Source organism: Lysinibacillus sp. (genome assembly GCF_032093475.1).
GTDB lineage: Bacteria > Bacillota > Bacilli > Bacillales_A > Planococcaceae > Lysinibacillus > Lysinibacillus irui.
In genome coordinates, this window is sequence record NZ_DAMDAY010000029.1 from 1 (window position 1) to 12,723 (window position 12,723).

The 12,723-nt window shown below is 38.1% G+C and carries 10 protein-coding genes; all 10 read left to right on the forward strand.

The window, feature by feature from the left end; translation table 11 throughout:
* A partial coding sequence (locus RT445_RS08570; protein WP_313470421.1) for a ribonuclease J occupies positions 1-791 on the forward strand: 791 nt, incomplete at its 5' end.
* 155 nt (positions 792-946) lie between these two features.
* A complete protein-coding gene (locus RT445_RS08575) occupies positions 947-3,238 on the forward strand; it encodes an FtsK/SpoIIIE family DNA translocase (RefSeq protein ID WP_312505227.1) in 2,292 nt (763 codons plus the stop codon).
* A 199-nt stretch (positions 3,239-3,437) separates the two neighbouring features.
* Positions 3,438-4,166 (forward strand): GntR family transcriptional regulator, encoded by a 729-nt coding sequence (locus RT445_RS08580; RefSeq protein WP_274796032.1) that lies wholly within the window; start codon positions 3,438-3,440, stop codon positions 4,164-4,166.
* A gap of 53 nt (positions 4,167-4,219) precedes the next feature.
* Complete coding sequence (locus RT445_RS08585) at positions 4,220-5,305, forward strand: BMP family lipoprotein (protein WP_274796033.1); 1,086 nt, start codon at positions 4,220-4,222, stop codon at positions 5,303-5,305.
* A gap of 361 nt (positions 5,306-5,666) precedes the next feature.
* Positions 5,667-7,214, forward strand: a complete 1,548-nt coding sequence (locus tag RT445_RS08590; RefSeq protein WP_274796034.1) for an ABC transporter ATP-binding protein — start codon at positions 5,667-5,669, stop codon at positions 7,212-7,214.
* Positions 7,214-8,260 (forward strand): ABC transporter permease, encoded by a 1,047-nt coding sequence (locus tag RT445_RS08595; RefSeq protein WP_274796035.1) that lies wholly within the window; start codon positions 7,214-7,216, stop codon positions 8,258-8,260. The genes RT445_RS08590 and RT445_RS08595 overlap by 1 nt, the downstream gene beginning before the upstream one ends.
* 1 nt (position 8,261) lies before the next feature.
* Positions 8,262-9,221 carry an ABC transporter permease gene (locus RT445_RS08600; RefSeq protein ID WP_313470423.1) on the forward strand — a complete coding sequence of 320 codons (960 nt, stop codon included), beginning with the start codon at positions 8,262-8,264 and terminating at the stop codon, positions 9,219-9,221.
* A 175-nt stretch (positions 9,222-9,396) separates the two neighbouring features.
* Positions 9,397-10,668, forward strand: a complete 1,272-nt coding sequence (gene yfmF, locus RT445_RS08605) for an EF-P 5-aminopentanol modification-associated protein YfmF (protein WP_312505234.1) — start codon at positions 9,397-9,399, stop codon at positions 10,666-10,668.
* Positions 10,665-11,966: an EF-P 5-aminopentanol modification-associated protein YfmH gene (gene yfmH / locus RT445_RS08610; RefSeq protein WP_274796038.1), complete on the forward strand. Its 1,302-nt coding sequence runs from the start codon at positions 10,665-10,667 to the stop codon at positions 11,964-11,966. The genes yfmF and yfmH overlap by 4 nt, the downstream gene beginning before the upstream one ends.
* Positions 11,963-12,691, forward strand: a complete 729-nt coding sequence (gene ymfI, locus RT445_RS08615) for an elongation factor P 5-aminopentanone reductase (RefSeq protein ID WP_274796039.1) — start codon at positions 11,963-11,965, stop codon at positions 12,689-12,691. The genes yfmH and ymfI overlap by 4 nt, the downstream gene beginning before the upstream one ends.
* Positions 12,692-12,723: the final 32 nt, after the last annotated feature.

A 12,723-nucleotide genomic window follows, 5' to 3' on the forward strand; every position in this document is an offset into this window, starting at 1 on the left:
AAATTATCATTATTGCAACAGGTAATAGAGGAGAGCCTCTAGATGCATTAGAGAAAATCGTACGAAAGCACCATCGTGATATTAAAATTAAGCAAGGGGATACAGTGCTAATCACATTTACACCTTCTCCTGGCATGGAAGTACAAATGGCTAATACGATGAACTCTATGTCCAAAGCAGGCGCTGAAATTTTGACTTCTAGCAAAAATGTTCATGTATCAGGACATGGTAGTCAGGAAGATTTAAAGCTTATGCTGAATTTGATGCAGCCAAAGTATTTTGTCCCTGTACAAGGCGAGTACCGCATGCTAATTGCTCACTCGAAGTTAGCGCAACAGCTTGGTATGCAAAAATCACAAATTTTTATCGCTGATAAAGGGGATATTGTAGAGTATAAAAATAATAAAATGCGCATGAGTGGTCGTGTACAAGCTGGTAACGTCTTAATTGACGGTATTGGTGTAGGCGATGTAGGGAATATTGTTCTTCGTGATCGTAAATTATTATCACAAGATGGTATTTTCATTGTGGTTGTGACATTAAACCGCGCACAAAAGAAAATTGCCTCTGGCCCAGAGATTTTATCGCGAGGCTTTGTATATGTACGAGAATCAGAGGAATTAATGATTGAGGCATCTGACATTGCGAAAAACGTCATTGAAAAATATGTTGGTAAAGATACATTTGAATGGACGAATATTAAACAAGAAATTCGAGATACACTAAATACGTATTTATTCCAAAAAACAAAACGTCGCCCAATGATTATTCCAATTATTATGGAGTACTAATTGAACAAGCTTATCGTCAATGCTTTGAGGAAAAAGTAAAAGAAAAAGGATTTTCTCCCAATTGCGGTGGAAAATCCTTTTTTTGAAATAGTCAAGTTCTACTTGTGATGATTCGCTACATATATAAAATGGATTGCAAAAGAAGGTGAAAATAGATGGCAGTTAGTAAAAGAAAGAAAGGAACTAAAAGTAAAGCGACAACTGAAAAAAAAGACATGCATCCGCTTATGTATGAAATTTTAGGACTGCTTTTAATTGCCTTAGCAGTCATTATGATTTTTGAATTCGGTATGATTGGGCGGATTTTACAAACAATCGCCATGTTTCTTTTAGGTAATTTACATTTTGCTGTTCCATTTATGCTTATATTTGTTGCGTTGTTAATGATGATTGGTCGTAAAAAAATCGGTTTGAAGGATCGATTAATACTGGGCATGGTACTCATTATTATGAGCTTAACCATTTTTAGCCATGGCATATTATTTGAGCAATTATCGAAATCAGGTGGTCTATTATCTGATTCTGTTCTTCGTGAATCGTGGCGCATATTGATCAATACAGAAGGTATTATTCATCGTAGCAATGCTCTAGGCGGTGGGATGATTGGTGCCCTATTATTTAGCGGCCTCCACGTGTTATTTGAAGCATCAGGGGCAAAAGTCGTTGCTTGGGTTATTTTCTTTATAGGGTTAATTTTAGTCACAGGTAAGGCATTGGTACCTTATTTAGCTGAAAAAATGCCAGGTCTATTTGGCAAATGGAAAAAGAAACACCGTGATAAGAAAAAAAATACACCGAAAAAGCCTAGCAATCGTCGCTCTAGAGTAGAAAGTGGAGATGAGGTAGCAGCAGTTAATCAAATGACAGATGTGCCAGAACAAGAGGAGGAAATACCTCATGAGCCGATTATCTCTGCTTTTACGCAAAATGTCTCACAGGAAAGAGCTGTATTTGATACGCCAACGATGGTGGAAAATGAACTAGAAGAATCAACGGATGATGTCCATATTCAAGGCACTGATACTGTAGAAAATGCAGATTATCAGCTCCCATCCTATAATCTATTACAATTACCACCTCAGCATGACCAAAGCGGTGAATATTCGGTGATTCAAGCTAATGCTAAAAAGCTAGAACAAACATTACAAAGCTTTGGTGTAAAAGCAAAGGTGACACAAGTCCATTTGGGACCAGCTGTCACGAAATATGAAATTTTACCAGATATAGGTGTGAAAGTAAGCAAAATTGTCAATCTGCAAGATGATCTTGCGCTAGCACTTGCCGCTAAAGATATTCGTATGGAAGCTCCTATCCCTGGGAAATCAGCGATTGGTATTGAAGTGCCAAATAGTGAGGTAGCCATTGTGACACTTCGTGAGGTATTAGAATCTAAGGATGGTGCTAAGCCTGATGCATTGTTACAAGTAGCATTTGGTCGTGATATTACAGGACAAGCGGTTCTAGCAGAGCTCAATAAAATGCCACATTTACTTGTAGCTGGTTCAACAGGTAGCGGGAAAAGTGTCTGCATAAATGGCATAGTTGTATCCATACTAATGCGTACAAAACCACATGAAGTGAAGCTCATGATGATTGACCCAAAAATGGTGGAGTTAAATGTTTATAATGGTATTCCTCATTTATTGGCGCCTGTCGTGACAGATGCACGAAAAGCCTCGCAAGCACTAAAAAAAGTGGTATCTGAAATGGAACGCCGTTATGACTTGTTTTCTCATACAGGTACACGAAATATTGAGGGCTATAATGCTCATGTACAAAAGGTTAATGAGCAAACAGAAGAAAAGCATCCAAAGCTACCGTATATCGTTGTCATTGTGGATGAGTTAGCGGATTTGATGATGGTTGCATCAAGTGATGTAGAGGATTCAATTACACGTTTAGCGCAAATGGCACGCGCTGCAGGGATTCATTTAATAATAGCAACACAAAGACCGAGTGTAGATGTCTTAACAGGCGTCATAAAGGCAAATATACCTTCAAGAATTGCATTTGCAGTTTCTTCAGCAATTGATTCAAGAACCATTTTAGACATGGGTGGGGCTGAACGCCTACTTGGTCGTGGTGATATGCTATTTTTACCTGCCGGGGCTTCGAAACCAAAAAGGGTGCAGGGTGCTTTTTTATCAGATCAAGAGGTTGAAGCTGTTGTGAATTTTGTTATAGAACAGCAAAAGGCACAGTATCAGGAGGAGATGATTCCTACTGAAGAAGAAACCATTTTAGAGGAAACAGATGAATTATATGATGAAGCTGTCCAATTAGTTGTCAGCATGCAAACAGCATCAGTATCTATGCTTCAACGTCGCTTCCGAATTGGCTATTCAAGGGCAGCACGTATTGTCGATCAAATGGAACAACGCGGGATTGTAGGGCCTCCAGAGGGAAGTAAACCGCGTCAAGTACTTGTTCACCAGTACGATAACTAACCAAAAAATTGGACAAAAATAACTGTGTTTCACTGTATTTTTGTCCAAATATTTGCAATAAAAATGAAGAAAGAATGAATTCTATAACAGATTTTCTTTAAAACTGTTTATTTCATTCTGCAAAAATGTTATATTTATGAACGATTAGTAGGAATGTTGTACATCAGATGTCTGATCTCTGATTTTGGTGGTGATATATGTGACTATTAAAGCAGATCATCGTCATCTCTATCTTCAAGTAATCGATCGTTTAAAATCTGACATTGAGGCTGGTATTTTTAAAGAAAATGAAAAGCTTCCGTCAGAATTTGAATTATCGAAATCACTAGGAGTCAGTCGAGCAACACTTAGAGAAGCACTTCGACTGTTGGAAGAGGAAAATGTGATTGTGCGCCGACATGGGGTTGGGACTTTTGTCAATCCTAAGCCGTTGTTTACATCAGGCATCGAGCATTTATCGAGCATTTCTTCTATGATCGAGGCAGCGGGTATGGAGCCAGGTTCGCGGTTTTTAAAAGCGACTGAGCACGTACCTTCTGAGGAAGATTTAAAACGCTTCCAATGTGATGGCGAAGATAAAATACTCACGATTGAACGTGTCAGAACAGCGGATGGCGAACCAGTAGTATACTGCATAGACAGGCTACCTGCAAGCTTCCTGCCTACTGACTTTGTCGAAAAAAAAGAAGTTTCACTGTTCTCTGCTCTTGAGCAATCTGGCAAAATTCATGTAGCCTACGCTGTTACATATATTGATCCAGTAGGATATCATGAACAAGCCTCACCGATCTTAAATTGTGGACGTGAAACAGCTCTTTTAGTGTTAAAGCAGTTGCATTACGATGAGCATGATCAAGTAGTGCTCTATTCAAAAAATTATTTCCGAGCTGATAAATTCAGCTTCCATGTAGTTCGTAAACGGGTGTAGAACATTTCTAAATTTTTTCCTGCTAATTACAATACCTTTGGGGGGTTAATTAAATGAAAAAACGTAAATTTGGTTTAGTATTAACATCAGTATTAGCGGCAAGTGCTATTTTAGGTGCTTGTGGTGCGAAAGACGACGAAAAACCTGCAAAAGACAATGACAATGCTTCAGGCGGTGACAAAACTGAAGAAGCTTTCTCAGTAGCAATGGTTACTGACGTAGGTGGCGTTGATGACAAATCATTCAACCAATCTGCATGGGAAGGTGTTCAAGCTTACGGAAAAGAACATGGTCTTAAAAAAGGCGATGGTGGTTTTGACTACCTACAATCAGCATCAGACGCTGACTATGAAACTAACTTAAACAACTTAATTCGCCGTGACTTTAACTTAGTATATGGTATCGGCTTCATGATGGCTGATGCAATTGATGCAGTTGCTTCTGAAAATCCAGATAACCACTTTGCATTAATCGATGCAGAAGTAAAAGCTGACAATGTAGTTAACGTTTTATTCAAAGAGCAAGAAGGTGCTTTCTTAGCAGGTGTTGCTGCAGCAAAAACGTCTAAAACAGGTAAAATCGGCTTCGTAGGTGGCGTTGATATTCCAGTTATTAACCGTTTCCACGCTGGTTTCGTTGAAGGGGCTAAAGCAGTAAACCCTGATATCGACATTCAAGTAAAATACACTGGTGCATTTGATAAAGCAGATCTTGGTAAAATTACAGCGAACAGCATGTACTCTTCAGGTGTTGATGTAATCTTCCACGCTGCTGGTGCAACTGGTAACGGTGTATTCTCTGAAGCAAAAGAGCGTAAAGCTAAAGATCCTAATGCTGATGTATGGGTAATCGGGGTAGATGCTGACCAATACGAAGAAGGTAAAGTAGACGATAAAACAAACGTAACATTAACTTCTATGCTAAAAGGTGTTAATACAGCAGTAGTAGATATTTCAAACAGAGCAAAAAATGGTGATTTCCCAGGTGGAGAAACACTTGTTTACGGTTTAGCTGAAGATGGCGTTAAACTTGCAGATTCTCGTGGTGCAATTTCAGAAGATGTACAAAAAGTAATTGATGAATATAAAGAGAAAATTGCTAAGGGTGAAATCAAAGTTCCAGAAAAAGTGGAAAAATAATTCATCTTTTGATCATCATAAGGGACTTTTTAGAAGGACCTTATGATGATTTTTCAATCTATCGTTATATTTAGATTATTTGCAATACTCTATTTAACAAGATTTATATGAACCTTTAGAGGTAGAAATGATAATTTACTAGTTTAGGTTTTAAGTTAATAGAAGAAAGGTTTCTAACGATGACCTTTCCTGTATTAATTTAGCAAAACATCTACCTCTATGGGTGAAATTAAATATAGCCTCTGGTAGAAATCTAAATACTGGACGTATGGCTTATCTGTACCATCAATCATGTAGCAGCAGATACTATACGCTAAGGCGAAAAGACTTAATAATAGTGCCTATTAAGGGAGTGACAATTTTGGAATATGTGATTGAAATGCTAGGAATCCGTAAAGAGTTCGGTAATTTCGTGGCGAATAATAACATCACCCTCCAACTGAAACAAGGCGAAATCCATGCATTGCTAGGAGAAAATGGTGCAGGTAAATCGACTTTGATGAACGTCCTTTTTGGTTTGTATCAACCAGAGGGTGGCGAAATTCGCGTTCGTGGGAAGGCTGTAAAAATTACAAACCCGAATATTGCCAATGATTTAGGAATTGGTATGGTGCATCAGCACTTTATGTTAGTGGAAAATTTTACGGTAACAGAAAACATCATTTTAGGCACTGAGCCTACTAAAATGGGGATTGTTAACATAAAAGATGCGGCTAAGAAAGTACAAGCACTTTCTGAAAAATATGGATTGGATGTTGATCCATATGCCAAAATCGAAGACATTACAGTTGGTATGCAACAACGTGTTGAAATTTTAAAAACTTTGTATCGTGGTGCTGAAATTTTAATTTTCGATGAGCCAACTGCTTCATTAACACCACAGGAAATTACTGAGTTAATTCAAATTATGCGTCGACTTATTGCAGAAGGTAAATCGATTATTTTAATTACCCATAAGCTTAAAGAAATTATGGAAGTTTCGGATCGTGTGACAATTATCCGTAAAGGTGAAGGCATTGGTACTGTTGTAACCGCTGCCACAAATCCTGATCAATTGGCTGAAATGATGGTTGGGCGTCAAGTTGAATTTAAAACAGAAAAAATTGATGCCAACCCAACAGATGAAGTACTGTCGATTAACAACTTGGTTGTAACGGATTACCGAAACATCGACAAAGTCAAAGGTTTAAACTTAAATGTTCGCAAAGGTGAAATCGTCGGTATTGCTGGTATTGATGGTAACGGTCAATCTGAATTAATTGAGGCCATTACGGGTCTTCGTAAAATCAAAAGTGGGACAGTTAAGTTAAATGGCAAAGAAATTACCAACATGAAGCCTCGTAAAATTACAGAGGAAGGTGTTGGACATATCCCACAAGACCGTCATAAGCATGGCTTAGTGTTAGATTTCCCTATTGGTCATAATATTGCTCTACAAACATATTACCAATCTCCAATAGCGAAGGGCTTTGTTATGGACTATAAAAAAGTGTCTGAGAAAGCTCGCCAAATCATTAAAGAGTATGATGTACGTACTGGTAATGGTGAAATGACACCAGCTCGTGCTTTATCTGGTGGTAACCAACAAAAAGCTATTATTGGTCGTGAAATTGACCGTAATCCAGATTTATTAATTGCCGCTCTACCAACGCGTGGACTCGACGTTGGGGCTATTGAATTCATTCACTCTCGTCTTATTGAGCAACGTGATAAAGGAAAAGCGGTTCTATTAATCTCATTTGAATTAGATGAGGTTATGAATGTTTCGGATCGTATTGCCGTAATTTATGATGGACAAATTGTGGATGAGTTAAATCCTAAAGAAACTACAGAGCAAGAGCTAGGCTTACTAATGGCTGGACAAAGTAAAAAAAATAATAAGCATGATGCGAAGGAGGGGAACGACTAATGTCAAATCGTGTCATTAATTTACTCGTTCCTATCATCTCTATCATTATCGGTTTAATTGTAGGGGCTATCGTCATGGTAGTCAGTGGCTATGACCCAGTTGAAGGTTATATCGCTCTTTGGACAGGTATTTTTGGAGATTCATATTCGATTGGGAACACAATTCGACAAATCACACCATATATTTTGGCAGGTCTTGCAGTAGCGTTTGCTTTCCGCACAGGGTTGTTCAATATTGGGGTTGAAGGTCAGCTTATTTTAGGTTGGCTGGCAGCTGCTTGGGTAGGTTATGCATTTGAACTACCTAAAGTCATTCATTTACCATTGGCATTGCTTGCTGCAGCTGCAGCTGGTGCATTTTGGGCCTTTATTGCAGGTTTCTTAAAAGCGAAATTTAAAGTTCATGAAGTTATTGCGACAATTATGCTGAACTATACTGCGCTTTATATTGCCAACGCAGCGATAAAAAAATTGTCCGATGGCAGCTTTAAAACAGAACGTATTCATGAATCCGCTTCACTGCGTTCTCCGTTTTTAAGAGAGCTAACAGACAATTCAAGTCTTCACTATGGGATCATTGTTGCACTTTTAATGGTAGTTGTGATGTGGTTCATCTTGGAAAAAACTACACGTGGCTATGAACTAAAAGCAGTAGGCTTTAACAAAAATGCTGCTGATTATGCAGGTATGAGCGTCAATAAAAATATTATTCTAGCAATGACGATTTCAGGTATGTTTGCAGGTCTTGGTGGTGCGATGGAAGCTTTAGGTACATTCCAAAACGCATCCATTAAACCAGGCTTTACAGGGATCGGTTTTGACGGTATCGCCGTTGCCCTACTTGGTGCGAATACACCACTTGGGGTAGTGTTTGGGGCTTCACTTTTCGGTTCATTGAAATATGGTGCACTAAATATGCCAAATGCTGCAGGTATTCCAGAAGAAATCGTATCTATTATCATTGCGTTGATTATCTTCTTCGTTGCATCAGGCTATATTATTCGAGTAGGCTTACAAAAGCTGAGCAAGAAAAAGGAGGGACAATAACATGAGCTTTTTAGAAATGTTATATTTCATCATCCCTTCAGCGATTCTTTATGCAACACCTTTGATTTTTACAGCCATCGGTGGGGTATTCTCTGAACGCTCTGGTGTTGTCAACATCGGGCTAGAAGGCTTAATGATTGTTGGTGCATTTGTTGGTATTTTTGTCAATTTAGAATTCGCTTCGTCATTAGGAGGAGCAACAGTTTGGGTAGCAATGCTAGCAGCTGTTGTGATCGGGGCAGTGTTCTCACTTTTCCATGCCGTTGCTTCTATTTCTTTCCGTGCCGATCAAACAGTATCAGGGGTAGCAATTAACTTACTAGGCTTAGCCGCGACAGTTTTCTTAGTAAAAATGATTTATGATAAAGGTCAAACAGATATGATTGACCAACCAATACGTCGTTTTGGTATTCGTTATTTAGAGGATATTCCTTTCTTTGGTCGTTTATTGTTCCATGATGTTTATAGCACATCTATTTTAGCGTTTGTTGTAGCAATTGGCGCATGGTTTATCATTTATAAAACGCCATTTGGATTGCGCTTACGAGCTGTTGGTGAACATCCAATGGCAGCAGATACTATGGGGATTAACGTAAATAAAATGCGTTACATTGCCGTAATGATTTCTGGGGCTCTAGGTGGCCTTGGCGGTGCAGTTTATGCACAAACAATTACACATGACTTCTCACATGCAACAATTGCTGGTCAAGGTTTCATGGCCATTGCCGCTATGCTTTTCGGGAAATGGCATCCAATGGGTGCACTAGGTGCAGCATTATTCTTCGGTTTAGCGCAAACATTAAGTATTGCAGGGAACCAAATTCCATTTATCGAGAATGTGCCAGCCGTTTATCTGCAAATTTTACCATATGTCCTAACAATCCTTGCTTTAGCAGGCTTTATTGGTAAAGCAAATGCACCAAAGGCAAGTGGCCAACCTTATATTAAAGGTAAACGCTAAGAAAAATGAATTATCAGAGACTGAGCGATCGTTGCTCAGTCTTTTTTTATATGCAATTGGTGTAATTATTAATTTTTCCCATACATACTTTGGATTCCTTTTGCAATTATAGACAATAGACATGTATAGTATGTGTAGTACATCGTTATATTAAGAAGGATAGGAGGGTTTTTATATGTTTAAAACAATACCTTTTGCAAAAGGTGTCAATTTGCATATCCGACAAACAACCCAATTTAAAACTGTAAATTTTTCAATAAAATGGAGAAGAGCATTAACGGCTAAAAGTGCATCAGAACGTACAGTGTTAACCAATGTACTGCAGCACAGTAATGCTAAATATAAGACAACTGCTGCATTTCGTAGCTTTTTAGATGACTTGTACGGCACTGTTTTATATTTTGATACATCGAAGCGAGGGAATGAGCATACGGTGCTACTAAATGTAGAGACTGTAAATGACCATTATCTTGCGAATACAAGTGTGTTAAACGACGTACTTGGTTTATTGCACACGGCTATTTTTGAGCCTAATTTAGAAAATGCTGCCTTTAAGGAATCAATTGTTGAACGTGAAAAGAAAACAGTTATTCAGCGTATTGAATCTATATTTGACGATAAATCCCGCTTTGCTCAGTTCCGTTTACAACAAATTTTAAGACCAAATGAGCCTGCATCGATTTCAGCAAATGGTAGTGTAGAGGAAATTCAAAAAATTACACCGGCTTCCTTATATGAGGCGTATCAATCCATGCTAGCTAACGATAAAATTGATATTTATGTTGCTGGTGATATTAATGAAGAGGAAGTCGTAGCTAAATTAAAAAAGGCGCTACCATTTAAAGATCGCACACCTGAAGAAGTTCCGGCAGTACTTCCCCAAAAACACCCTGACAATGATTATGTTAGAGAACAGCATGAAATGAAGCAAGGTAAGCTCCATATTGGCTTTAGCACGCCAGTAAGATTTGGTGATGCGGACTTTGCTAAAATGCAAATTTTTAATGGCATTTTTGGTGGCTATCCACATGCTAAACTGTTTATGAATGTTCGTGAAAAAGAGAGCCTTGCTTATTATGCATCAAGTTCATACGCATCGCATTACGGTCTCGTTTTTGTTGTCTCTGGTATCGAGCCTAAAAATGAAGAAAAAGCTCTAACGCTAATTAAAGAGCAACTTGCTGTCATGCAGGCTGGAGATATTACTGATTTAGAGCTGGAGCAAACAAAAGCTATGCTGACGAATCAGCTTAAAGAGTCGCTAGATTCTGCTCGTGGACAAATCGAAATTTTTGATCAATATAAAGACTTACCTGAGGAATTCTCTGTTGAAACTTGGGCAAATAAGTGGAAAGCTGTAACAAAGGAAGATGTTATTGCAATGGCAAAGCAAGTGCAGCTTGAAGCAGTTTATTTCTTATGTGGAAAGGAGCAAGCGGCACAATGAAAACAATTGAATTTAAACAATTAGATGAAACACTTTATTATGAAAAGCTAGACAATGGCTTAGATGTTTATATTTTGCCAAAAAAAGGCTTTTCCAAAACATTTGTTACATTTACAACAAAATACGGCTCTGTTGATCGTACGTTTGTGCCCATTGGTGAAACGGAAAGTATCACTGTGCCAGATGGCATTGCTCACTTTTTAGAGCATAAAATGTTTGAAAAAGAAGATGGGGATGTTTTCCAAAAGTTTAGTGAGTACGGCGCTTCGGCTAATGCCTTTACATCGTTCACACGTACGGCTTATTTATTTTCTTCTACTGACAATATTTATAAAAGTACAGAAACTTTATTAAATTTTGTACAAGAGCCATATTTCACTGAAGCTACTGTCAACAAAGAAAAAGGAATTATTGGGCAAGAAATTACCATGTATGATGATCAGCCCGATTGGCGTTTATACTTTGGTACGATTGAAAATATGTATCATCATCATCCAGTGAAAATAGATATTGCAGGTACAATTGAATCGATTGATGGTATTACAGCTGAGCATCTATATACATGTTACAACACATTTTATCATCCATCTAATATGCTGTTATTTGTTATTGGCGCTGTGGATCCAGAGCAAATGATGACTTTTATTCGTGACAATCAAGGTAAAAAAGAGTTTCCGGAGCCTACGCCGATTCAACGTTTCTTCGATAAAGAACCCACAGAGGTTGCAATTAAAGAACGTACATTAAATATGGATGTTCAAAAGCCAAAAGTATATGTCGGTTTGAAAGCAAAAGAAACTAATTTATCAGGTCAGGAAATGTTAAAACATGAGCTATCTGTGCAAATTGCGCTTGAGCTTATTTTCGGACGCACATCAAGTTTTTATGAACGTGTCTATGAAGAAGGATTAATCGATGAAACCTATGCATTTGATTTTACTTTAGAAAATGGTTTTGGCTTTGCCATGATTGGTTCTGATTCAACAGAGCCAGATGGGTTATCAAAGGCCATTAAGGAAGAACTAGCAAAGTATGATGGAAATGCACACTTTGAAAGTGCTGATTTGGACCGTATCAAACGTAAAAAAATTGGATTCTTCTTACGTGCGCTTAATTCAATTGAATTTATTGCAAACCAATTTACACGCTATTCCTTTAATGACATGAATTTATTTGATGTTGTACCAGTACTAGAGACATTAACAGTTGAGGATTTAAAAAAAGCATTTGCTTCTATTCAAGGTGAATCTCAACAAACTGTTTTTAAAATTTTACCAAGCAAGCAGGGAGCACAGTGAAAAAATTTGCCCTTGTTTTAGGTGCATCAGGTGAGATTGGTCGTGCTATTTGTCAAAGCTTAGCTGAAGACGGTTGGTCCATCTATGTGCATTATTCACAAAATAAGAATGCGGCACAGAGTTTATGTGATTCGCTTACTACATCTTTCCCTGCACAAGAGTTTATGCTTGTTCAGGGGGATTTTTCAACCATAAAAGGAGCAGAAATGGTCGCAGCACAAATTTTTAATGTGCAGGCCATTGTCTTTGCTAATGGACAAGCCCATTATTCATTGCTTGAAGATACATCAGTGGAGGATATGGAAGCCTTATGGCGTGTTCATGTTCAAAATCCAATGCGTTTGACTGCTTTACTTTCTAAAAAGCTGCGACAACATGATGTAAGCTATGTACTATTTATTGGTTCAATTTGGGGAGAGGCTGGCTCAGCGGGTGAAGCACTTTATGCTACGGTTAAAGGTGCCCAGCATGCTTTTGTTAAATCCTATGCGAAAGAGGCAGCACTATCTCAAATTCGTGTAAATGCCATCGCTCCTGGTTTTATCAATACGTCAATGAACAGCCATTTAAGTCAAGTGGAGCTAGACTATATTTTAGAGGATATTCCTTTAGGCACCATCGGACAAACTACGGATGTAGCTGAAATGGTTCGTTTTTATTTGTCTGGAAAAGCTGATTATGTCACAGGACAAATCATAAGATTAAATGGTGGTTGGTACATATAATATTCTCTTCTGCACATACTACAAATGTAAAG